This is a genomic window from Ferdinandcohnia sp. Marseille-Q9671 (genome assembly GCF_976954385.1).
The window spans coordinates 1,563,196-1,586,754 of the sequence record NZ_CDRJTA010000001.1 but is presented as its reverse complement, the minus strand read 5'-3'; the positions used below and the strand labels follow the sequence as shown (position 1 = coordinate 1,586,754).

At 39.4% G+C, this 23,559-nt stretch carries 20 protein-coding genes; 15 read left to right on the top strand and 5 right to left on the bottom strand.

Annotated features, from left to right (window positions below; genetic code table 11):
* The first annotated feature begins 153 nt into the window (after positions 1-153).
* The 4 genes from ACWNMY_RS08220 (at position 154) to ACWNMY_RS08205 (ending at position 7,343) form a co-directional block, all read left to right on the top strand.
* Positions 154-1,032 (top strand): carbohydrate ABC transporter permease, encoded by an 879-nt coding sequence (locus tag ACWNMY_RS08220; RefSeq protein ID WP_449538416.1) that lies wholly within the window; start codon positions 154-156, stop codon positions 1,030-1,032.
* Positions 1,025-1,849 carry a carbohydrate ABC transporter permease gene (locus ACWNMY_RS08215; protein WP_449537745.1) on the top strand — a complete coding sequence of 275 codons (825 nt, stop codon included), beginning with the start codon at positions 1,025-1,027 and terminating at the stop codon, positions 1,847-1,849. The genes ACWNMY_RS08220 and ACWNMY_RS08215 overlap by 8 nt, the downstream gene beginning before the upstream one ends.
* Before the next feature lie 28 nt (positions 1,850-1,877).
* On the top strand, positions 1,878-4,946 hold the full coding sequence (locus tag ACWNMY_RS08210) for a glycoside hydrolase family 2 TIM barrel-domain containing protein (RefSeq protein WP_449537744.1): 3,069 nt from the start codon (positions 1,878-1,880) through the stop codon (positions 4,944-4,946).
* A gap of 171 nt (positions 4,947-5,117) precedes the next feature.
* Positions 5,118-7,343, top strand: coding sequence for an alpha-galactosidase (locus tag ACWNMY_RS08205; RefSeq protein ID WP_449537743.1), 2,226 nt, complete (start codon positions 5,118-5,120; stop codon positions 7,341-7,343).
* 115 nt (positions 7,344-7,458) lie between these two features.
* On the opposite strand, the gene ACWNMY_RS08200 is transcribed toward ACWNMY_RS08205, so the two are convergent.
* Positions 7,459-7,845, bottom strand: coding sequence for an SLAP domain-containing protein (locus ACWNMY_RS08200; RefSeq protein ID WP_449537742.1), 387 nt, complete (start codon positions 7,843-7,845; stop codon positions 7,459-7,461).
* Positions 7,846-8,044: 199 nt separating this feature from the next.
* On the opposite strand from ACWNMY_RS08200, the gene ACWNMY_RS08195 reads away from it, so the two are divergent.
* The 4 genes from ACWNMY_RS08195 (at position 8,045) to ACWNMY_RS08180 (ending at position 12,541) form a co-directional block, all read left to right on the top strand.
* A complete protein-coding gene (locus ACWNMY_RS08195; protein WP_449537741.1) occupies positions 8,045-8,740 on the top strand; it encodes a response regulator in 696 nt (231 codons plus the stop codon).
* Entirely contained in the window at positions 8,737-9,741 is a 1,005-nt protein-coding gene (locus ACWNMY_RS08190) for an ATP-binding protein (RefSeq protein ID WP_449537740.1), read from the top strand. The genes ACWNMY_RS08195 and ACWNMY_RS08190 overlap by 4 nt, the downstream gene beginning before the upstream one ends.
* A gap of 98 nt (positions 9,742-9,839) precedes the next feature.
* The gene (locus ACWNMY_RS08185; protein WP_449537739.1) at positions 9,840-10,595 is read left to right on the top strand and encodes an ABC transporter ATP-binding protein; all 756 of its coding nucleotides are present in this window, start codon (positions 9,840-9,842) and stop codon (positions 10,593-10,595) included.
* Entirely contained in the window at positions 10,592-12,541 is a 1,950-nt protein-coding gene (locus ACWNMY_RS08180) for an ABC transporter permease (RefSeq protein WP_449537738.1), read from the top strand. The genes ACWNMY_RS08185 and ACWNMY_RS08180 overlap by 4 nt, the downstream gene beginning before the upstream one ends.
* Before the next feature lie 523 nt (positions 12,542-13,064).
* Here the strand turns inward: ACWNMY_RS08180 and ACWNMY_RS08175 are convergent.
* On the bottom strand, positions 13,065-13,844 hold the full coding sequence (locus ACWNMY_RS08175; protein WP_449537737.1) for a YibE/F family protein: 780 nt from the start codon (positions 13,842-13,844) through the stop codon (positions 13,065-13,067).
* Positions 13,841-14,968: a YibE/F family protein gene (locus ACWNMY_RS08170; RefSeq protein ID WP_449538415.1), complete on the bottom strand. Its 1,128-nt coding sequence runs from the start codon at positions 14,966-14,968 to the stop codon at positions 13,841-13,843. Before ACWNMY_RS08170 ends, ACWNMY_RS08175 begins: the two co-directional genes overlap by 4 nt.
* A gap of 181 nt (positions 14,969-15,149) precedes the next feature.
* On the opposite strand from ACWNMY_RS08170, the gene ACWNMY_RS08165 reads away from it, so the two are divergent.
* From ACWNMY_RS08165 to ACWNMY_RS08135, 7 genes are all read left to right on the top strand, one after another.
* The gene (locus tag ACWNMY_RS08165; protein ID WP_449537736.1) at positions 15,150-16,034 is read left to right on the top strand and encodes a DMT family transporter; all 885 of its coding nucleotides are present in this window, start codon (positions 15,150-15,152) and stop codon (positions 16,032-16,034) included.
* Positions 16,035-16,292: 258 nt separating this feature from the next.
* Positions 16,293-17,918, top strand: coding sequence for a diguanylate cyclase domain-containing protein (locus ACWNMY_RS08160; protein WP_449537735.1), 1,626 nt, complete (start codon positions 16,293-16,295; stop codon positions 17,916-17,918).
* Positions 17,919-18,027: 109 nt separating this feature from the next.
* Positions 18,028-18,945: a DMT family transporter gene (locus tag ACWNMY_RS08155; protein ID WP_449537734.1), complete on the top strand. Its 918-nt coding sequence runs from the start codon at positions 18,028-18,030 to the stop codon at positions 18,943-18,945.
* Between the two features lie 15 nt (positions 18,946-18,960).
* Positions 18,961-19,155: a hypothetical protein gene (locus tag ACWNMY_RS08150; protein WP_449537733.1), complete on the top strand. Its 195-nt coding sequence runs from the start codon at positions 18,961-18,963 to the stop codon at positions 19,153-19,155.
* A gap of 219 nt (positions 19,156-19,374) precedes the next feature.
* Positions 19,375-19,584 (top strand): hypothetical protein, encoded by a 210-nt coding sequence (locus ACWNMY_RS08145; RefSeq protein WP_449537732.1) that lies wholly within the window; start codon positions 19,375-19,377, stop codon positions 19,582-19,584.
* Positions 19,585-19,716: 132 nt separating this feature from the next.
* Entirely contained in the window at positions 19,717-20,148 is a 432-nt protein-coding gene (locus ACWNMY_RS08140; RefSeq protein WP_449537731.1) for a putative ABC transporter permease, read from the top strand.
* A gap of 351 nt (positions 20,149-20,499) precedes the next feature.
* Complete coding sequence (locus tag ACWNMY_RS08135) at positions 20,500-21,093, top strand: NADPH-dependent FMN reductase (protein WP_449537730.1); 594 nt, start codon at positions 20,500-20,502, stop codon at positions 21,091-21,093.
* Between the two features lie 124 nt (positions 21,094-21,217).
* On the opposite strand, the gene treR is transcribed toward ACWNMY_RS08135, so the two are convergent.
* Positions 21,218-21,934, bottom strand: coding sequence for a trehalose operon repressor (gene treR, locus ACWNMY_RS08130; RefSeq protein WP_449538414.1), 717 nt, complete (start codon positions 21,932-21,934; stop codon positions 21,218-21,220).
* 93 nt (positions 21,935-22,027) lie between these two features.
* Positions 22,028-23,455, bottom strand: coding sequence for a PTS system trehalose-specific EIIBC component (treP, locus tag ACWNMY_RS08125; protein WP_449537729.1), 1,428 nt, complete (start codon positions 23,453-23,455; stop codon positions 22,028-22,030).
* Between the last annotated feature and the right edge of the window lie 104 nt (positions 23,456-23,559).

The following is a 23,559-nucleotide window of genomic DNA, read 5'->3' as shown; positions in this document are numbered from 1 at the left end:
CGCCACATCCCGCAACCCCTTCATGACCCACCTCGTGTGGGCTGAAAAATCGGGAGCAATACGCCAAGGCGCATTTGATAGATTAGTAGGGAGTTGAGAAAATTGATACCAGCAACTGCGAAGCAGAACATTCAGTCGAACCCAAAAAAGCCTATGAATAAACTTCGTTTTAAAAGTGGGCTAATCGGTTGGTCCTTTATCGCAATCGCAACGGTAATGATCTGTTTGTTCTACTTTTACCCAATGATCCAAGCACTTATTCTATCTTTTCAAACAGGTGCTGGAACCAACCTAACATTTGTAGGTTTCGATAATTATCTCCGATTATTTACGGATCCGACTTTTATTGCTGCCGTGAAAAACACAGTGATCTACCTCATCATCCAAGTACCCGTGATGATTATTCTGGCATTAGTTATCTCTGTTATGCTAAATGACAAGAAATTGAAGCTAAAAGGATTCTTCCGAACTGCCATCTTTTTACCATGTATTACGTCACTTGTTGCGTATTCTGTTGTATTTAAATACCTATTTGGTACAAACGGCATCATTAACAAAATGCTCATTGATCTTTCGTTTATCTCGGAACCGATCCAATGGCTAACCGATCCGTTCTGGGCAAAGGTAACAATTATTATTGCGATCACATGGCGTTGGACAGGTTACAACATGATTTTCTATCTATCCGCTCTTCAAAACGTGGATGACTCTATTTATGAAGCAGCAAAAATTGATGGTGCAAATGCCTTTCAACAATTCTTTAAAATTACGATTCCGATGCTAAAGCCAATTATCTTATTTACATCAATTACATCAACGATTGGTACGCTTCAGTTGTTTGATGAAGTTATGAATATTACAAAGGGTGGACCAGGGAATTCAACCTTAACCATTTCGCAATATATCTATAATCTTTCATTCAAATACACACCTGATTTTGGATATGCGGCGACTGTCTCATACGCAATTGTTATCATGATCATCTTCTTCTCTATCATTCAGTTCAAAGTAGCAGGTGATAAAAATGGATAAACTAAAACGATTTTTCATGTATCTTATTCTATCAATCTTCGCAATCGTCTCGATCTTTCCATTTATTTGGATGATTGTGAGCGCAACGAATAAATCTGTAGATGTAACAAAAGGGAGATTATTGCCAGGGACCCATTTGTTAGAGAACTTCCGTAATCTACTTAATTCAGTAGACCTTGTTCCAGCCTTAACAAACTCAGCCATTATATCGATTGTTACTACGATTTTGGCTCTCGTTATTGCATCACTTGCTGGTTACGGATTTGAAATGTACAGAAGTAAGGCGAAGGATGTTGTGTTTAATATTTTGCTGCTTTCCATGATGATCCCTTTTGCGGCATTAATGATTCCGTTATTCCGCATGTTTGGGACAATTTCTCAATTCGCACCTGGGATTGGGATTGATACATTAACATCAGCCATGTTGCCAAGTATTACAACAGCATTTCTGATCTTCTTTTTCAGACAAAATACAAAGATGTTCCCAAAAGAGCTACTAGAAGCGGGACGAATAGATGGCCTAACAGAGCTTGGTGTTTTCTTCCGAATCTACGTGCCTACAATGAAAACAACCTATGCAGCAGCTGCGATTATTACGTTCATGGCGAGCTGGAACAATTACTTGTGGCCACTCGTGGTTTTACAGTCTCCAGAAAACCATACGATTCCGTTGCTCATATCGAATCTAGGGTCTAGTCATTCACCAGATTTCGGGATTATTATGACAACAATTGTTATTGCAACATTACCAACAGCACTCATCTTCTTCTTGCTTCAAAGACATTTCGTAGCTGGAATGATGGGATCAGTAAAATAAGTAGCTTTATAGAAAGGAAGAGTACATGATGACTAAAACTCAAACGCAAGACACAAAACTAGTGAAAAATCCAAGTATCGATTGGTTGACTGATTTGAATGTGTTCGCAGTTAACCGAGTGCCGGCACATTCGGATCATGTGTACTATGCAACAATGGAGGAAGCGAAGGAAGCTGCTCCAATGAACATGCGTTATGACTTGAACGGAAACTGGAAATTTAATTATGCGATTAATCCAGATTCAAGACCAGAGCGTTTTTATGAGCTTGATTTTGAATGCTCGGCTTGGGGAGATATAACGGTTCCTGGCCATATTCAATTACAAGGGTATGGAACGCCGCAATATGTGAATACGATTTATCCTTGGGATGGCCATAGCGATGTGCGCCCACCAGAAATCCCAAAGGATTTTAACCCAGTTGGCAGTTATGTGAAGTACTTTACCGTTCCTGCGAACATGGAGAATAAGCCTGTTTATATTTCGTTCCAGGGTGTTGAGTCTGCGTTCTATGTTTGGTTGAACGGTGAATTTGTTGGGTACAGTGAGGACAGCTTCACTCCTGCTGAGTTTGACTTAACTCCATTTTTAACGGAAGGAGAAAACAAGCTTGCGGTAGAGGTGTTCCAACGTAGTACAGGTAGCTGGCTTGAAGATCAAGACTTCTGGAGATTTTCTGGTATTTTTAGAGATGTCTATCTTTACACAATGCCTGACATTCATGCACAGGATATACACATTCATACAGATCTTGATTCTTCTTATAAAAATGGCGAGCTCAAAGTAGACCTAAAGCTACTACCAAATGTTCCTGTCGGAACCAAGGTAGTCGTAGAGCTTTGTGATAAAAAAGGAAAACTTGTAGCGAAACAAAGTAGTCAACTTAGTGGTGAAACTAGTTCGGTATCAATCGATGTGGAAGCTCCAGAGCTTTGGAGTGCGGAAAGTCCTTATTTGTATAAGCTTTATATTCAACTCTATAACGCTTTGGGTGAACTAGTAGAGGTCATTCCACAAAAGGTTGGGTTCCGAAAGTTCGAGCTTGTAGATAAAATCATGAAACTAAATGGCGAGAGAATTGTTTTTAAAGGAGTAAATCGCCATGAATTCAACCACCGAAAAGGGCGTGCGATTACAAAGGAAGATATGCTCTGGGATATCAAAACCTTGAAGCAGCATAATATCAATGCAGTTCGTACATCTCATTATCCAAATCAAAGTTATTGGTATGAGTTATGTGATGAGTATGGAGTCTATGTGATTGATGAAATGAATTTGGAAACACATGGTTCTTGGCAAAAAAATGGGGCAGTGGAGCCTTCATGGAATATTCCAGGAAACAAGCCAGAATGGCAAGATATTGTGTTAGACCGAGCAATTTCAATGGTTCAACGAGACAAAAACCACCCATCTATCTTGATCTGGTCATGTGGGAATGAGTCATATGCAGGTGAAGTTATTTTGAATGTAACTCGTTATTTTAAATCAGTCGATCCTAGCCGACTTGTCCATTATGAGGGCGTGTTCCATAACCGTGCTTACAATGACAGCAGTGATATGGAAAGCCGTATGTATGCAAAGCCAGCAGATATTGAGGAATATTTAAATGATAATCCAGAAAAGCCGTATATTAGCTGTGAGTATATGCATGCCATGGGTAACTCGCTTGGAGGGATGGACAAATATACAGCCCTTGAAACGAAATATGAGATGTACCAAGGTGGATTTATCTGGGATTATATTGATCAAGCGATTGTAAAAAAAGACCGCTATGGCAAAGAGTTCCTAGCATATGGAGGAGATTTTGGCGATCGTCCTACAGACTATGGTTTCTGTACAGATGGAATTGTCTATGCAAATCGTGAACTATCACCAAAGATGCAGGAAGTAAAATATTTATATCAAAATATCAAACTAACTGTTGATAAAACAGGGGTTGCGATAAAGAATGAGAGTTTATTTGAAGATACTTCTAAGTATGATCTGGAATATGTTTTATTTTTAGATGGAAAAGAATTATACCGAAATATAGGCCAAACAGTGGTAATTGCGGCGCAAAGTGAGGGCAGGGTTGAATTCCAATGGCCGGCTGAGTTGCTAAGTGAAGCAGGTGAATATGTCGTTCATGCATCCTTTACATTGAAAGAGGAAGAGCTTTGGGCAGACGCTGGTTATGAAATTGCCTTCGGACAATATGTGTTTGAGGAGAAAAAGCGTGTAGTTCCCATTCCTAGTGGGGATATACGAGTAGCGTATGGGACACAAAACGTGGGCGTACACGGCAGAGATTTTTCAATTATGTTTTGTAGAAAAGCCGGAAGTCTTATTTCTATGAAATATGGAGGTAGAGAGATGATTGAAGCTCCACTGCTTCCGTTATTCTGGAGAGCGACAACCGATAATGACAGAGGATATGCTCAAGGGTTTACCTCAGGATGCTGGTATGCTGCTAGCCTTGCTCGTAAATCAATTGGGTGGGATGTAGAGGAGCAGAAGGATAGAGTACATGTTACCTTTACCTATAAATTCTCGATTCACTCAGAAATTGAAGTGAAAAATACATTCACCGTATTTGCAGATGGAAGTGTGCGTGTAAAGTCAGTCTATCATGGTGCGGAAAATCTTCCACAAATGCCAATCTATGCAGTTTCATTCAAGGTTCCTGCTGACTATGACCAATTAGAATGGTACGCAATGGGACCTGAAGAAAACTATTCAGACCGCGCAACTGGGGCACGACTTGGGGTATTCACCAATAAGGTTGCAGACAATCTATCAGGATATGTAAAACCGCAAGAATCTGGAAATCGCACGGGCGTACGCTGGGTCAACCTCACAAATGATGACGGACATGGAATAAAAATTGCTGCGTCTGCTAGTCCAGTAGAATGTAATTTCTCACCGTATACAGCATTTGAACTCGAAAACGCAGCACACCATTATGAATTGCCCAATGTACACTATACAGTCGTTACCGTAGCAGGCAAACAAATGGGCGTCGGCGGCGACGACAGCTGGGGCGCACCCGTATACCCAGAACACCTAATCAAACCAAACCAAAACATCGAATTTGAATTCATCATCCAACCAATTAAATAAAGTGGGACAGGGAAATTGGTGGTGGGACAGGGGACAGGTCAAGTGACCCATTTGAAAAGTGGGACAGGGAACCTGTCCCTCTGACCCATCAAATTGACAGGGAACCTGTCCCTCTGACCCACCAAACTGAGGCAGGGAGCCTGTCTGGTCTATATGTTAGGGGTGTATATTGTGTATATCTTTGTGAACGAACAATCCAATCAGTTTCATTTAACGAATGGTAAGATTAGTTATATTTTCAATGTGTTAAAAAATGGAGGTCTTGGTCAGCTGTATTTTGGAAAAGCAATTCGGCATCGTGAGGATTTCTCACATTTCCAGATTACTGATGTTCCTACACCTGCAAGTTGTCACTACTATGAAAATGACCCAGCGTTTTCACTGGAAACGATCCGCCAGGAATACCCTGTCTATGGGAAGGGGGATTTCCGGGATGCTGCGATTGAACTCCAAACGAGTGAAGGTCGAATTGGGAATCAATTTTCTTTTAAGGATTACGAAATCTCACAGGGGAAACCAAAGCTTGAAGGGTTACCAGCTACGTACGCAGATAGTAATGAGGCAACAACCATACATATTACCTTAGTAGATGATACAGCAAATACCGAGTTACTTTTATCGTATTCAATTTTTCATCACTATTCTGTTATTACGCGAAGTGTGGCTGTGAGAAATGTAGGTTCGGACGACTTAACTATTAAGAAAATTATGAGTTCTTCAATCGACCTTCCTAGTAAGGATTTTTCAATGGTCCACTTAGCGGGAACCTGGTCTAGAGAACGACATATTAAAGAACGTGAATTGGTGCAAGGAACCCACTCTATTTCTAGTATTCGTGGAGCAAGTTCCCATCATCATAATCCGTTTCTCGCACTTAAGAGAAATGACACAACTGAGCATGTCAATGAGGTATACGGGTTTAATTTTATCTATAGCAGCAATTTCTTAGCACAAGTGGAAGTCGACCATTATGACGTGACAAGAGTGATGATGGGGATACACCCACATCAGTTTTCGTGGAAGGTTAGACCAGGTGAAAGCTTCCAAGCACCGGAGGTAGTGATGGTGTTTTCTGACGAAGGGTTAAATGGGATGAGCCAAACCTTTCATGATTTATACAGAAATCAGTTAATCCGCGATCCGTGGAAAACAGAAGAGCGACCTATTTTACTAAACAATTGGGAAGCAACCTATTTTGATTTTAATGAAGATAAGCTTATCCAAATTGCGGAAAGTGCGAAGGAACTCGGGATTGAGTTGTTTGTATTAGATGATGGTTGGTTTGGAAAACGAAATGACGACACATCCTCCCTCGGCGATTGGTTTGAAAATGAAGAGAAATTACCACATGGTTTACCTTCATTAGCACAAAAATTGAACGAGATTGGCATGAAGTTTGGGTTATGGTTTGAGCCAGAAATGATTAATCCGAGAAGTCAATTATACAATGAGCACCCTGAATGGGTGGTAGGAAGACAGGGAGAGCATCATACATTTGGACGTAATCAGCTTGTGTTAGATTTCTCCAGAAGTGATGTCGTGGACTTTCTATATCGGAGGATGGCAGATATCATCAAAAGAACAAAGCTTTCGTATATTAAATGGGACATGAATCGTAATATTACCGATGCCTATTCGGCTGCCTTGCATGCTGACCAACAAGGTGAGTTCTTCCACCGGTATATTTTAGGTGTGTATGACTTATACGAAAAATTAACAGTTGAATTTCCTGACGTATTATTTGAATCCTGTGCAGGCGGTGGCGGTCGATTTGATCCAGGTATGTTCTATTACGCTCCACAAGCCTGGACAAGTGATGATACCGATGCCGTGGAACGTTTAAAAATTCAGTATGGGACTTCACTTGCGTATCCGGTTTATAGTATGGGTTCACATGTATCTGCGGCACCAAACCATCAAACCAAGCGTTCTACTTCCATTGATACAAGAGCCAATACGGCGTACTTTGGTACATTCGGATATGAACTGAATCCACTTGAATTGAGTGAGGAAGAAAGAAAGATCATTAAGGAGCAAGTTCAGTTTTATAAAAAACAACGAAACCTTGTGCGTGACGGGGATTTTTATCGACTAGTGAGTCCGTTTGAAAACAATGAAACTGCATGGATGATTGTTTCAAAGGACAAAAAAGAGGCTTTAGTTGGCTGGTATAAGGTACTCGCCACCCCAAATCCAAACAAACAACAAGTCCTGGGGCTAAAAGGCTTAGACCCAAACGTCTTATATAAAATTGAAAACCTAGCTGGGGCATTCTACGGTGACGAACTAATGTATCACGGCCTACCCCTACCAACAGAATTCAACGGCGCCAACTACCACCACGCCCAACGCTCCGGAGACTACCAATCCATCACCTACTATCTGAGTGCTAGATAGTTGAGTGGTGGGACTGGTTACCATGTCCCGTGGGACAGGGGGACAGGAACCTTGACCCAGAATTTGAATTCGCGATCACTAATGAAAAGAGAGAAGTAATTTCCTAATAGGAAATCTACTTCTCTCTTTTTACGCGTAAGCTTATATTATGCATTATAGGAACTGCTTCAACACTACTCTCTGGAAAAATAAATGTCCAAGGCATACTCGTTCTCGATACAACATGCACCGCTGGAATCGTAAAGCTATGCTCCTCTAACACTACCTCACCATCACAAAACTGCAAGATAGTATCTTCAAACAAAAGATCCTCAGATGTTTGATTATGTACGATAACGGTTAGTAACTGTTCCTTCTTATAATTTTCCGCGATCCAGACGGGTGTGAAAATAATCCCTTCCTCTAAAGAATCTACTGACTCTTGAAAGATTCTCGTAATCTCTTCTCGATCCTTCAGCGAAATCGTCCGGTCCCACGCATCTTCAAATTTGAGCTTTTGCATTCTCTCACCTCTTGTAGACTTCATTATACCAGAAGAGTGCAGTGTGGTACTTTTTGGTATAAAATGAGAGTAATACATGGGTGGGACAAGGAACCTGTCCCCGTGACCCAACATGATAGTGGGACAAGGAACCTGTCCCCGTGACCCAATAAGATGGTGGGACAAGGAGCCTGTCCCCCTGACCTAGAAGGTGATTGTAGTGTTTAAGATTTTGTTGATTGAAGATGATGTGACGTTGTATAAGGAGATTCATGAGCGGTTGTCTCAGTGGTCGTATGATGTGTATGGGATTGAGGATTTTAGTAGTGTGATGAAGGAGTTTACGAGCATCCAGCCGGACTTGGTGATTATTGATATTCAGTTGCCTAAGTTTGATGGCTTTCATTGGTGTCGGATGATTCGTACTCACTCGAAGGTCCCGATCATTTTTCTGTCATCGCGCGACCATCCGACGGATATGGTGATGTCGATGCAACTTGGTGCAGATGATTTTGTGCAGAAGCCGTTTCATTTTGATGTCCTCATTGCGAAAATCCAGGCAGTCCTACGACGTGTCTATAACTATAGCGTGGAACAACAAATGCACTTAAAAGTCTGGAACTCCGCAACCATTGATTACGTGAAGAACACGGTTCAAAATGAGGCAGGAGCGATTGAATTAACGAAAAATGAAATGTACATATTGAAAATATTAGTAGAAAACAATAATCAAATTGTGAGCCGCGAGGAACTGATTACACAATTATGGAATGATGAGCGTTTTGTAAGTGATAATACCTTAACCGTGAATGTTAATCGTCTGCGAAAGCGTTTGGAGGAAATTGGGCTAGGACAAAGCATTGAAACAAAGGTAGGACAAGGGTATATGGCAAAAGAAGCAGGAAGTAACGTATGATCAAGGATTATTTGATCGAAAAACGAAGCTGGATTCTATTTTTCTTTTTTTTACAAGGGTTACTACTGTTAATAGGCTATCTCGACCCTGCCATATCTTTTCAATCCGTACTCTATATCTTCTTTTTATCCATTGTCTTGTTTCTAGTATTTTTGAGTATCCGTTACACTAGAGAAATCTCATTTTATAAAAGTCTGAAAGAATGGGATCCAAATGTGGATGTGGAAAGAATCCAAGAAGGAAGTTCGCCATATGAAAGAATGATAGAAAAAGCAGTGAAACAACAGATTGAGTTTTACAAACAAGAAATCAATCGCCATTCCACAAGTGTTGAGCAGGAGAAAGATGAATTATTATCATGGATTCATGAGGTAAAAACACCACTTACGACGATGCAGTTAATGATAGGTCGCATCGAGGATCGTGTGTTAAAGGACCAACTCATGTATGAATGGCTTCGGGTTCATCTGTTACTCGACCAACAACTCCATCAGCGTCGAATCCCATTTATGGAGAATGACCTATACATTGAAAAGGTTGATTTGGAAAAGCTACTAATGGAAGAAATTAAATCTTTAAGATCATGGTGCTTACAAAAAGGTGTCGGATTTGATGTGGCAATACAGAATTCTGAAGTCCTATCTGACGAGAAGTGGCTCCATTTTATCATCCGGCAAATCGTAACCAATGCTGTCAAATACAGCCAAGACTCTGATATTGAAATTCGCAGCTATGAAAAAAATGGCAACATAATCTTGGAAATCCAGGATTATGGTCGAGGCATCAAGGCAAAGGATATCCCGCGAATATTTGAAAAAGGCTTTACGTCGACAAGCAATCATAAGGACCACGCTGCAACAGGTATGGGTCTTTACCTAGCCAAAAAAGCATCGATACCCTTAAAAATACGTTTTGATGTGCAATCGACATATGGAGAAGGTACACGTTTCACCCTTATCTTCCCAAGGAAAAATGATTTTACCGAACTAACTAGCATGTGACGAAAATGTCACATGCTTTCGTGTTTTGTTCGCTGATTCGAAGGAAACTAACGTAAATTCCATCTAAGATAGAGATAGAATAAAGGAGTTGAAGAGGATTGAATATATTAGAAGGATCTAAAATTAGTAAAAGCTACGGAAACAAATGGAACCGTCAAGAAGTCCTTAAGGGCATTGATATAGAGGTGAGAAAGGGAGAGTTTGTAGGCATCATGGGTCCATCTGGATCTGGAAAAACGACCTTATTAAATGTCCTTTCCTCAATTGATCGTGTGACCCAGGGTTCGATTCAAGTTGAGGGAAAAGAATTTACAAGTATGAAGGATAAGCAATTGGCGGAGTTTCGCAAACGTCATTTAGGGTTTATTTTTCAGGAGTATCATTTACTCGATACGTTAACGGTGAAGGAAAATATTATGTTGCCACTTACGGTGAATCGGATATCAAATAAGGCCGCGCAAATCATGTTTGAAAATGTGGCAAAGGAATTAGGCATATATGAAGTGAAGGATAAATATCCAAATGAAATTTCAGGTGGACAGAAGCAACGAACCTCTGCAGCACGTGCTTTTGTTCATGAACCGAGTATCATTTTTGCAGATGAACCGACAGGAGCACTTGATTCGAAATCAGCCTCTGATTTGCTCAATAAACTTAGTGAATTAAACAATAAGCGGGAAGCCACAATTGTGATGGTTACCCATGATCCGCTTGCAGCAAGCTATTGTAGCCGCGTTATATTTATTAAAGACGGGCAAATCTACACGAAACTAAATCGAGGCGAAGAGAGCAGGCAGTCCTTTTTTAATGACATTATTAAGACACAGGGTGTGTTAGGTGGGGTTTTAGCATGAGCTTTAATCAACTCATCCTTCGAAATCTGAAAAAGAATGTGACAAACTACTACCTGTATGTGTTTGCACTTGTATTTAGCGTTGCATTGTATTTTGCCTTTGTTACGCTTCAATATGATCCATCAATGGATGTCACAACTGGTTCGGTAAAAGGCGCAGCTGCTCTTAAATCAGCTTCTGTAATGCTTATCGCAATCATTATGGTATTCCTTGTATATGCCAATAATTTATTCATCAAACGCCGTGGAAAAGAAATAGGTTTGTTTCAATTGGTGGGAATACCAAAGGGAAAAATCTTTTGGATTTTAAGTGTGGAGAATATGATTTTATATTTCGGGTCGATGGTTATTGGAATTTTGGTTGGTTTTGCTACGTCAAAACTGGTAATGATGATTCTTCTAAAAACCATTGGAATATCGGAGGTTGCTGAACTTCGTTTTTCACCTGAGGCGCTTGTTCAAACAGTAATTGTGTTCGCAGCCCTTTATGTGATAATCATGGTCTTCAATGCGTTGTTTATAAAAAGCCAAGAAATATTGTCCTTGTTTAACTCCACTTCAACAACAGAAGAGAAGAGGCGGAAGGTCTCAGTACTAGAAATCCTAATCGGGATACTAGGCCTCGGGCTGATTGTCTTTGGTTACTATTTATCAACGCAATTATTTAGTGGGCAATTTCAAACAGTGGAGAAAATGTTTCTAACCATGGTGACAATCCTCGGCTCAGTCATTATTGGGACGTTTTTCTTTTATAAAGGCTCGATTCGCTTTATTTTTAATTTGATTCGAAAAAAGAATAACGGATATTTGTCTGTCCATAAGGTGTTGTCACTATCGTCCATTATGTTTCGGATGAGGTCGAATTCAATCCTGCTCACTGTAATCACAACTGTTTCGGCATTATCACTAGGTCTGCTTTCACTTACGTACATCTCGTATTATTCAGCAGAAAAATCGGCAGAAGAGAGTGTTGTTCATGACTTTTCGATTCCAAATGAAGAGCATGCCAACAAATTTACAGGAGTGTTAGATCAAAATCAAATTGCCTATACAAAGTCTGTGATTCCGTTATTACACGTTAAATCTGATCAAACAAATATACTGGAAATCAGTCTTGAAAGCCCAACAAGTGGTGAGGATGACATGAAAATGCCGCTGGTTGTTGTTTCAGATGAATCTGCCGGGGATATCGATGTAGCGGAGAATGAGTCCGTCTTTGTAAATCACAACTCCGCTATTAAGACATTTATGACATTTAAAAAAGGTCAATTTACGGTAGAGGGGAAAACAAGATCACTCGAATTAACGTTTATAGGATTTGAAGACAAGCAACTGCTTCCACTTCGATTAACGAATGGCGGGTTACCAGTTGCAGTGGTAGATGATAAGGTGTACCAACAATTGTTGGCCGATGCTGATACAGAATTAGCTAGCGAATTTGATGTCTCAATTGGAATTGATATCGAAAAAAGAAATGAAGTAGAGAAGGCAAACGATCTGTTTCATGAACTAAAATTGGATGAATGGGCAGCACATCAATCCCAACTTGATACCTTCAACAATCAGAAAAAAATGATGGGCTTAATCATGTTTATAGTTGGATTCCTCGGACTAGCCTTCCTCGTTACATCAGGATGCATCCTCTACTTCAAGCAAATGGACGAAGGAGAAGAGGAAAAAGCGAGTTACACGATTTTACGAAAATTAGGGTTTACGCGAACTGATCTACTAAATGGAATTAAGGTTAAGCAGTTATTTAACTTCGGAATCCCATTAATCGTCGGACTCTCGCACAGCTACTTTGCTGTAAAATCAGGCTGGTTCTGGTTCGGAACAGAAATGTGGACCCCAATGATCATCGTCATGGTACTATACACCCTGCTCTATTCAATCTTTGGTATTCTATCTGTACTGTACTATAAGAAACTAATCAAAGAAGCGCTGTAACTGGGTCAGAGGGACAGGTTCCCTGACCCAGTTTGGGTGTGGCCAATTGGTCCAACCATAATAGAGCTAATTTCCTAATAAGGGGAATTGGCTTTTTTTATTTAGGAAACCTTCACATATAACCATTTAACCCAAATCTTTTACAGAATATGTTTATTTAGTTGAATGAAGACCAAATCAAGCAACACTGTCATTGGAAAAGTCCTTCATAGGCATGATGAAGAGCAGAGCGATTGGAAAACATATGAGAAAAGTCCTTCATAAGGGTGATGAAGACCAAATGGAGCAGCAGTCTCGAAGGAAAAGTCCTTCATAATCGTGATGAAGCCCCGAACGATTAGAAAACTCAAGAGAAAAGCTCTTCATAGGCATGATGTAGAGCAGAACGAAGAAGTGAAACGAATCGAGTCCCATATTAGTAGTGAGGTTATCCAAAAATTAGATCGCTTTCTACAAAAAGAAAATGAAAGCAATTGAATGAGGAGCATCCCCAGTCTTTTTAAAACAGGGGATGCTTTTTGAGCTATTCTTTTGAAGCTCCACTAACTTCCCTTTTTTTAACGAAAATGAAAGCTGAGATCCACGACGTAATTGGAATAACAAGTGTTACACTAATTCCCGCAAATAGAATCGTCATCATTTCAGCACTGAATATTTTAGAATTGATAATTTCTCCCATCGAGTACGATAAATCCTTAAACCAAATCAGTAGCGCAAGGTAACCACCGAAAAAGGCGAAAAATAATGTGTTTGTGCTGGTTCCAAGGATATCCCTACCAATACTCAACCCAGAAAGGAATAACTCTTTTCGAGTAAGGGTTGGATTGTGATAATAGATTTCGCGCATGGGAGAGGAGACCGCGATGGCCGTATCTGTAATCGCACCAATGGTACTCATAATAATGACCGAAGCACCAATTTTGACAAAGTCTACTCCAATAAAAAGAGAGAACGCACCAAGTTCCTCAATTTCTTCTTCACCAAATCCTTGAATCATTGTTTTTTCGGTTAGCACAATGATAAACATTAGCAACACCACAGTTGTGATACTTGTAGAAAGGAAGGCAGTTTTGGTTTTGCTGTTCACCTCATTAATATAAAACAAATTAATCCCACTTATGGCAACGCAGGCAACTAGGGTAATATAAATTGGATTCAGATTCGGATCATTCATAAGAATAATCGCAACGATAACTACCCCAAAATTGAAGAATATCGCCAAAAATGACCGTACCCCTTTTTTTCCACCAATCAGGGCCATGGAAAGAAACAAAATAGCAGCAAGTACGACTAATGCATTCATGATCTTGCCCTCTTTCTAGAAACGAAAAATAAAGTCGTATACAGACCAATAGGTATAGTTAACACAATACCGATCCCTCCTGCTAACGCTCGAGCCAGCTCCAGAGAAAGATTCATAGTAAGTGTGAAACCTAATGGAGATGCATTTTTAAAATAAAGAATCAGCAGTGGGATGGACCCACTTATATAGGCGAAAAACAAAATATTCGTCATCGTTCCCATGATATCCTTGCCAATCTCCATCCCTGACTTCACGAGTGCTTTGACTGAAATATTGTTGTTTTTTTCATATAACCCAAAGATGGAAGACGACATCGTGATAGCTACATCCATTACAGCTCCTAAGGAACCGATAAACAGTCCAGCCATAAAGACGGTTTTATATGGTCGAGTAATAAATTGTAACTCCTCAAAACGGAGGCCATGTCCAGAGGTTGCCCATAAGACAATGACTGCAACGAATAATGAAAGAAAGGTTCCAAGTAAGGTCGCGAGGATGGCTGAGTATGTTTTTTCATTAAATCCATTGACGAGTAGCAAAGAGATGACGGTAAATAAAATAATTCCGACACTACAGATCAATAATAGGCTTCGGTCTGGTTTATCTAAATAAATATCCAATGCATACGATAAAATGACCGCATTGATGACTAGGCTTAGTATAGAAAATAGACCTTGTTTTTTACCTACCAATAGTAAAATAAAAACAAAAGCCCAAGCTACAAACAATAAATATGTATCACGTTTTAACTCTGTAATGGTTCCGGATAACTCTGTATCACTTTCATTCGTTTCATCAAAGGTAACAAACACTTCATTCCCGACACGATACTCATAATCATAGGCTTTCGACGAAGAGTATTCATTGACCAACCTAATCTGACTGCCTTTCTTGTCTCCATTTTTTATTTCAGCCAGAATGTGTTGCGTATACATCATATCTTTATTCTCAAATGAATCAATCATTTCTGTCTGCTCTACTATGCTTGTTTCAATTATTTTTGCAATCGGCTTTTCATAAAATGAATGGTTGTTGGTAACAAATACAAGACTTGCTACAAAACAAAGGAGAACGATTATGTAAAATATCTTATATTTCAGCGTCATCTTTCTATAGAATTGCATGATAAAGTTCAAAAAACCACCTCACTATCACAATATGGAATTTAGTATATCATAGGGACCTGAGACAGGCATCTGGAACGGTGGGACAGGGAGCCTGTCCCCCTGACCCATCCCCGATGACTGGATCCGCAATTCGTGATAGAATGAGATAAAAAAATGGTAGAGATCTTCGGAGGGGTACATGCGGAAATACATTGGGGAAATAGGTCTTACGATTGTTGCGATCATTTGGGGGAGCGGGTTTGTAGCAAGTGCGGTATCGCTAGAGTACTATACACCCTATCAGATATTAGCAATCAGGTTCCTGATTGGTGTGATATTACTTAGTTTATTATTTTTTAAGAAGTTGAAGACGATTAAGAAAAGTACGCTTCTGAAGGGTTCGCTTATTGGATTCTTTTTATATGTAGCATTTGCTTTGCAAACGGTGGGGTTGCAATATACCACTCCATCGAAAAATGCTTTTTTAACTGCGGTGAATGTTGTCATCGTTCCGTTTATCGCCTTTTTCATCTATAAGCGAAAAATGGATAAGTTTGAAATACTAGGTGCAATTTTGGCTATCACTGGTATTGGGGTCTTATCTCTCAAGCTTTCAGTGGGAGTGAATCTAGGAGACTTCTTGACATTGTTGTGTGCTGTTGGATTTGCTTTTCATATCTTTTATACGGCTCAATTTGTGAAGGATGAAGACCCCGTCCATTTAACAATTATTCAAATGGCCGTCGCTACGATATTAGGATTTATTGTGGTTCTTTTTAAAGGGGAAACGAGTGTTTCTGTAGAATTTGAAGGAGTTTCAAATGTGCTTTACTTAGGGGTATTCTCCACAACGATTGCCTTCTTATTGCAGACAGTTGCCCAAAAGTATACGACAGAAACCAATGCGGCAATCATTCTGTCAACAGAGGCCTTCTGGGGTATGGTATTCTCCGTTATTATTTTACATGAGATCTTAACCGTAAAAATGATAATAGGTGCCGCACTGATACTTTGTGCAATTATCATATCCGAAACAAAGCTTCATTTCCTAAAACGACAAAAACCAATCGCAACAAAATACTAGAAGTGAAGGAACCAAGATTCGGCATGGCACCTATGCCGATTCTTGGGTTCTTTTTTGTGGGACAGGGAACCTGTCCCCGTGACCCACCGCACGCGTGACCCAAAATTGTTGGAATGCATTTTTTGTAATCATCCATGCTAATGATAAGGACTTTTGCATTGTATTGAAATCGTAGGTCGTAAGGGTGTACTGATACTACTCATTTTTTGAGGTGTTTTAGACTCTTTACGAATCCTTAAGGAAAAGGTGTTTTTGTTTATGCTGAATTCTCACGAAAACTATACGACGGGGTATCATTTATGGATGGTTATCCTCTCTGTGTTGGTTGGTATTTTTACCTCATATGTAGCACTACGTTTGTTAAGCAGACACATTAATCATACTCAGAAGGAACGATTTTGGCTTATTTCCTCAGCCTTAGTTATTAGTGGTGGCGTGTGGGCTGTACACTTTATTGGCATGCTAGCTGTTCATATTGATGTAACAGTCACGTATAATATTTTGCTTGTACTTACCTCGCTTGTAGGAATTGTGTTTTTTTCCACATGGGCTTTTTTAATGCTAGATCGGAAAAAAGAGCGGACGCTTGTGGTAAGCAGTATCTTAATGGGTATCGGCATTTTCGGTATGCATTTTATCAGCATGAGGTCCATGCAAATGGAAGCCAATCTTGTCTATTCCAGCTTATTGTTACTACTCTCGCTCCTAGCAGCAGTTCTAGGCTCAGGGCTGGCATTTTGGATCTTTACTAAATATCGAAATGAAACGTGGGACTTAGTCGCTGGAGCAGTCGCATTAGGACTTGGAATTGTGGGTATGCATTATGTCGGAATGAGTGCGACAACCTTTGAAAGGAAAGAATTTCATCACCCCGAGAGTTTGGGTGGATATGTCTTATCCGGGAATACGATTGCGACTACAATCAGTATATTTTTGTTTCTTTTACTGGTCCTGCTTCTTTTCCAAGCAAGCATGGACCAAAGACTTCGTCTACGATTAAAGGTAAGTGAAGAGCACTACAAACGCTTGGTGGAGTTAGCACCAGTTGGAATTACGATTCATAAATATGGCATCATTCATTACATAAACCCTGCAGGAATCAAGATTCTTGGAGCAAAAAACAAAGAAGAGATTATCGGAAAACATTTTCTAAACTTTATTCATCCTGACTACCATGAATTAATTAAAAATAGATGGAAAAGCCTTCGTCAAGGAAGAAAATCGGTTGAACCAATTGAAGAAAAGATGCTTCGTATTGATCAAACCTCTATTTCTGTAGAGGTCTCAGCTTCTCCGTATGAAATTGATGGGGAATCCTATGTCCAAGTGTTTTTTTCGGATATAACAGCGCGTAAAGAAGCCGAGAATATGATGCAACAGCTTGCCTACTCAGATGCATTGACAGGACTGTATAATAGAAGTTTTTTCTCAAAAGAACTAACGAAAACAATTGAACAAATGGAAAAGACAAACAAGCAGCTTTCAGTCCTTTTTCTTGACTTAGATGGATTTAAGGCTATTAATGACACCTATGGACATGATGCAGGGGACTTGTTAATTCAAAATATATCGAATCGATTACGGGAAGGTGTGCCTCAAAAGGGTATCATTTCAAGAATTGGAGGAGATGAGTTTACCATTTTTATTCCTAATACGACAGTTGAGGAAACGAAGCGAGTAGCACAATCACTACTTGACTCTATAAAAGAGGCAGTACTACTCGAGGATATTTCGGTGTTTGTCACATCAAGTATTGGAATCGCAATGTTCCCAAAGGATGGAACGACAACAGATTTGCTGTCGAAACATGCGGATATGGCGATGTTTGTAGCGAAACGGCAGGGTAAAAATCAGTATCTATTTTATTCGGATATAGATAAGTAGTCGACTTCTGCTCATTTGGTAAACATTTGGTATAATAGTAATTAAATCTTTTAAATAGAAAGAATATCTGGTAATATGTGGGCAAACTGTGTGATCGGGGGAGGCGCAAATGGATAAAAAAATTGCGGGTTTGTCAATTGCAGCTGGGGCTTCGTTATGGGGAATCATCGGCTTATTTGTAAACAATCTTTATGAGATTGGCTTTTCTCCCTTGCAGGTTGTTGCTGCTAGGGCACTAATGGCCTCTGTTTTTTTACTTACATATACGTTGCTTAGGAATCCTCAAGCATTCAAAATCAAGCCGGTTGATAGTAAGTATTTTATTGGAACTGGGATCATTAGTATCGTGTTGTTCAACTGGTGTTTGTTTGTAGCGATTGAGGAAACCTCCATTTCTGTTGCGGCTATACTTCTTTATACGGCCCCAGCATTTGTAACCATTTTTGCACGAATTCTGTTTAAAGAAAAACTGACACTTCGAAAAATGGCAGCCCTGATTGTCACTTTAGTTGGTTGTGCGTTTGTAATTGGTGTATTTCCAAACTTTACGGGAACCATCTCACTGTACGGATTGATTGTTGGAATTGGTTCGGGCTTCTTTTATGCGCTTTATAGTATTTTTGGGAAGTTCGCTCTTGAAAAATATGATTCTCTTACTGTGACCGTCTATACCTTTCTCTTTGCTGCTATAGCAGTTACTCCATTTAGTGGGTTGTGGTCAGCGATGCATTTGTTTGCGGACGTGAAAGCGTGGATATCAATAGTAGGACTCGGACTGCTATCTACGATGATGGCTTTCATCCTTTACACCAAAGGGCTTCAGCATGTCGAATCAAGTAGAGCATCGATCATTGCAACGATTGAGCCGGTCGTTGCAGCACTTATCGGCTTCTTTATCTTTCAGGAAAAGTTACAGATGTGGCAATATGCCGGTATCATTATGGTGATTGCAGCTGTAATCATTGTACAAGAAACAGGCGAAAGACTTCCGAAAAAGTCTGCAGTAACAAAAGACATAAGGTATTAGGGGGAGTGAAATAGTATGGAGATCGCAATTATTCTGGTAATCATCATTGGAATTGCTGCACTAGTAGGAACCATCATGATAGCGGGAAAAGGGGATGCAAACTACCGTCAATCTACGAAACGAAACAGTATCAACCTAACTGTAATCTATGTAGTTGTAATCCTCCTCTCATTAATAGCTGTAGCCGTTTATATTCGCTTTTATACGTAAAATAAAGGTGTCCGTTGGGGCATCTTTGTTTTTTTATCGGTTAGTCATAGTTTATGTCAGATTCTCAGGCTAAAGGACGTATATGTAGAGAATAGGTAAAACAAATTCAATCGAATCCATTTTTGATTGTTCAAAGGCTTATGGTATAATGAGTAGCCAAGTATGAAGCGGAAGTCATGGTAAGCTACCGCAACGGATAAAATATAGAGGTGTATACAAATGAACAAACGATGGACAATCGGTAAGATTAATGAATTTGTTGAGAAGAATTCAGATAGTAAACTGCTATCAACAGAATATCACGGGTTTTCTCAAAAGCTACTCTTTAAATGTGCATGTGGAAACAACTTTGAAAAGACATTTACGAAATTTAAAAATAATCACCAACGTAAATGTGACGTGTGCCAGCCGCCAAAAACGTCACGATAATCGATTTGAAAAATAGTACCAATTCGGATATTGGTACTATTTTTTATGTTCGGTTAAGATCCTTTCTAGAGTATATTTTTAAGTGGCAGTGTAAATCCTAAATGGGAATATTATCCTTGAGGTGATTTAGCTGTGTTACATAGTTTAGGAAGTGGTTTTGATTTTGGAATGCCTTTGCTTTTTACCTGGGATGGTGCCATGATTGTAATCTTTTTCTTTACTATTTATTCGTTTCTAGGCTGGTTGCTGGAGAACACTTATAGTTATGTAAGGAAAAGAGTGTTTTTTAAGGATAACTTTCTTTTTGGTCCTTTTAAGCCGATGTATGGATTTGCTCCCATCCTTCTAGTCCTCTTAATCGGGAATGACATGCATTGGTCCATTGTAGTAGGACTATGCTTCCTTATCCCAACATTAGTCGAGTATGGTAGTGGTTTTCTACTAGAAAAACTCTTTGGACGCAAATGGTGGGATTACTCGGGCCATAAGTTGCAGCTGCATGGACATATTTGTTTTTCCTATTCGATCTGCTGGATTGTATTATCCCTAGGGTGTTTGGTCTAAGTTCATCCAGGCATCGTCGCTTTATATGGAGCAGTGGGGAAATTTTGGGCATGGATTTGGCCATCGGTAGCACTATACTTTTTAGGTGAATTATTGTTTGCGATAAGAAGACATATACCTGAACGAATTCGTGCGGGTAATCCAATTCAATAAAAAAATAGAAGGCCGAATCATTACCGATTTGGTCTTTTTGCATATTCAACCGAAAAAATCTTACTTTTTTGCATTTGGGTTGACAAAGGTTTCTTTCTCATGTAATATTTATCTTGAAGTTAAGATAATTATTTCAGAGATAAATAAATTAAAGGTATTTTACAAAAATATCCTTTAATATATAAAAGGAGAGACAACATGGGTTTACTAGATAAGCTTTTTGGTAATCAACAAAAGGAGGAAGAAAAGATGTCAAACGAAAAATTAAACATTGGTATTATTTTAGGTAGTACACGTCAAGGACGTGTAAGTCCACAAGTTGGAGCATGGGTAAAGGAAATTGCTGACAAGCGTGGAGATGCAAACTATGAAATCGTAGATATCGCAGATTTCAAATTACCATTCTTAGGAGAAGCAGATGCTCCTGGAATTGCTGCTTGGAATGAAAAACTAGCTAACCTTGATGGATTTGTATTCATCGTTCAAGAATATAACCACAGTATTACTGGCGCATTGAAAAATGCTTTAGACCTAGCTCGTGAAGCTTGGAACAACAAAGCTGCTGGTATCGTAAGTTACGGTTCAACTGGTGGTGCACGTGCTGCAGAACACCTACGTGGAATCATGGGTGAATTAATGATCGCAGATGTTCGTACACATCCAACTCTTTCATTATTCACTGATTTCGAAAACGGAGCAGACTTTAAGCCACAAGATCTACACTTAGACAACGTTAACCTAATGTTAGACCAAGTTGTATCTTGGAGCGGCGCATTAAAAACAGTACGCTAATAATAAGAAAACAGGATGATCCATTTGGACATCCTGTTTTTTCGTATCATATAAGTTGAGTACGAGGAATAATTGCACCTTCGCGAGAATAATTGCAGCGTCCTAAGAAAAACTTAACTCCAATCTACAAATGCGTTCGCCGTGCAAAGTCAACGAATCGGAACTTATCAGGACGGTGACGAGATTCCGTGTATTGAAATAAACTTGCATTGTCCAGATATACAAAGTTTTTGATAACAACAACATTATGAAAGCCATCCAGGTCGAGAAGTTCTCGGTCCTCTTCTGTGGGCTCGACAACGGTAATTTCCTTTTTTGCAAAACTGATTGTCAATTTCAGTTTCTTTTCAATATACTCATAAATGGAATTTTCGCAAATCTCTTCCGTTAGCTCTGGTACATATTTTTTTGAAATGTAATCCTTGTCCAAGATAATATTCTCGCCATTAATCTTTCTTGTTCGAATCACCTTCCACACTTGATCCTTGCTTGATAGCTGAAGCTGTTGTTTGATAAAATTGTCTGGTTTTCCAAGCGTGAGTTCATTGACAATTGTTTTTGGTTTATCTCCCATTTTCTCCGACAGCTCTTTAAAGCTAACAAGACCTGAAACTGGGAAGTCAAACTTATTCACGTCAATCACCATTGAGCCTTTGCCTTTCATTTTTTGAATATACCCGTTTTGTGAAAGGAGGTTCAGTGCTTTGCGAATTGTTTCGCGAGAGGTATTGTATTCTTCCTTGAGTTCATTTTCAGAAGGCAACAGGCTGTTTGCTGTGATACTTCCGCTTTTTATTTGATCTACGATTTCACTATAAATCATTAAGTACTTGTTGTTCATACAGAATACCCAATCCCTTTTCATGTTTTCTACACTTACATTTTACCGCGTTAATGCAAAAAAAGGGAGGGGTAATTCCCCTCCGCTCTTGTTTTATTTTTTACCAAATGAAATTTTTCCTACATTTGCTTTCGCAAAAATGATTGTTAGAATAAATGGTACTGCAATTGCTACAGCCATTGCAATAGCAAACATTAACCAATGAGCGGCTTGGATAGAGAGGATTCCAGGGATTCCACCAACTCCGATTGAGTTCGCCATAACACCGCTACCTACAGAGATAATCGCTGCGATCATGGAACCAATCATTGCGGCTAGGAATGGGAAGCCATATTTTAAGTTAATACCGAACATTGCTGGCTCTGTTACACCTAGATAACAAGAGATACATGCTGGAATGGAAACCTGCTTTTCTTCTTCATTTTTACGATTAATATAAATCATTGCTAGAACAGCTGAACCTTGCGCAATATTAGATAAAGCAATCATTGGCCATAGGTTTGTTCCGTCAAACTCACTCATCAATTGTAGGTCAATCGCGTTAGTCATATGGTGTAAACCAGTGATAACAAGTGGTGCATACGCAAATCCAAAGATAGCTGCAAATAACCAACCAAATGCTGAAGTTAAGCTTGTGTAAACAACATCAGAAATCCAAGAACCGATCGTCCAACCGATTGGTCCAAGAATGGTATGAGCAATTAAAACAGTCGGAACTAGTGCAAAAAATGGAACGATAATCATTGAAATTGAATTTGGTGAAACCTTACGGAAAAAGCGCTCTAAGTAAACAAGTACAAATGCTGCTAAAATAGCCGGAATAACTTGTGCTTGATACCCAATCATTTCAATTGTTGCGAATCCAAAATCCCAAACTGGAATTTCCTCAGCACCTGCAACTCCGTATGCATTCATCAATTGCGGAGAAACAAGCGTAATACCTAAAACAATACCTAGAATTTGAGACGTACCCATCTTACGAGTAATGGACCACGTAATTCCAACAGGCAAGAAGTGGAAGATCGCTTCACCAATTAACCATAGGAATGCGTGAACACCCGCCCAGAATTGAGAAACCTCAACAATTGTTTTTGAGTTGTTTTCAAGTAATTCAATTTCACCGATGACATTTCGGAAACCTAAGATCAGACCCCCAACAACAAGGGCAGGAATTAATGGTGTGAAAATATCAGCAAGATGCCCCATTAAACGTTGAAGCCAGTTCATATTTTGCTTAGCAGCAACCTTTGCTTCTTCTTTAGATGTACCGTCAACACCTGCGTGTTTGACAAACTCGTTGTAGAAGGTGGAAACTTCATTTCCAACGATTACTTGGAATTGACCTGCTTGTGTAAACGTACCTTTTACGAGTCCAATTCCTTCAATTTTATCTATGTCTGCTTTTTTAGGATCATTTAAAACGAAGCGCATTCTTGTTGCACAGTGTGTAACAGCTGCCACGTTCTCTTTCCCACCAATGTGGTCAAGCAATTCCTTCGCAGGATCTGTGTACTTACTCATTGATAAATCCCCCTTACATGGATGCAGTATGGACATCCTGTATATACAAGTTATGATTACGTTTTCATTTTAACCTGTATATACAAGTATGTCAATTATTATTT

Bases quoted from the DNA above. Each gene is read 5' to 3' on its own strand.
- ACWNMY_RS08220 (WP_449538416.1), top strand. From the start codon at position 154: ATGAATAAACTTCGTTTTAAAAGTGGGCTAATCGGTTGGTCCTTTATC.
- ACWNMY_RS08215 (WP_449537745.1), top strand. From the start codon at position 1,025: ATGGATAAACTAAAACGATTTTTCATGTATCTTATTCTATCAATCTTC.
- ACWNMY_RS08210 (WP_449537744.1), top strand. From the start codon at position 1,878: ATGACTAAAACTCAAACGCAAGACACAAAACTAGTGAAAAATCCAAGT.
- ACWNMY_RS08200 (WP_449537742.1), bottom strand. From the start codon at position 7,845: ATGCAAAAGCTCAAATTTGAAGATGCGTGGGACCGGACGATTTCGCTG.
- ACWNMY_RS08190 (WP_449537740.1), top strand. From the start codon at position 8,737: ATGATCAAGGATTATTTGATCGAAAAACGAAGCTGGATTCTATTTTTC.
- ACWNMY_RS08180 (WP_449537738.1), top strand. From the start codon at position 10,592: ATGAGCTTTAATCAACTCATCCTTCGAAATCTGAAAAAGAATGTGACA.
- ACWNMY_RS08175 (WP_449537737.1), bottom strand. From the start codon at position 13,844: ATGAATGCATTAGTCGTACTTGCTGCTATTTTGTTTCTTTCCATGGCC.
- ACWNMY_RS08170 (WP_449538415.1), bottom strand. From the start codon at position 14,968: ATGCAATTCTATAGAAAGATGACGCTGAAATATAAGATATTTTACATA.
- ACWNMY_RS08165 (WP_449537736.1), top strand. From the start codon at position 15,150: ATGCGGAAATACATTGGGGAAATAGGTCTTACGATTGTTGCGATCATT.
- ACWNMY_RS08160 (WP_449537735.1), top strand. From the start codon at position 16,293: ATGCTGAATTCTCACGAAAACTATACGACGGGGTATCATTTATGGATG.
- ACWNMY_RS08155 (WP_449537734.1), top strand. From the start codon at position 18,028: ATGGATAAAAAAATTGCGGGTTTGTCAATTGCAGCTGGGGCTTCGTTA.
- ACWNMY_RS08150 (WP_449537733.1), top strand. From the start codon at position 18,961: ATGGAGATCGCAATTATTCTGGTAATCATCATTGGAATTGCTGCACTA.
- ACWNMY_RS08145 (WP_449537732.1), top strand. From the start codon at position 19,375: ATGAACAAACGATGGACAATCGGTAAGATTAATGAATTTGTTGAGAAG.
- ACWNMY_RS08135 (WP_449537730.1), top strand. From the start codon at position 20,500: ATGGGTTTACTAGATAAGCTTTTTGGTAATCAACAAAAGGAGGAAGAA.
- treR (WP_449538414.1), bottom strand. From the start codon at position 21,934: ATGAACAACAAGTACTTAATGATTTATAGTGAAATCGTAGATCAAATA.
- treP (WP_449537729.1), bottom strand. From the start codon at position 23,455: ATGAGTAAGTACACAGATCCTGCGAAGGAATTGCTTGACCACATTGGT.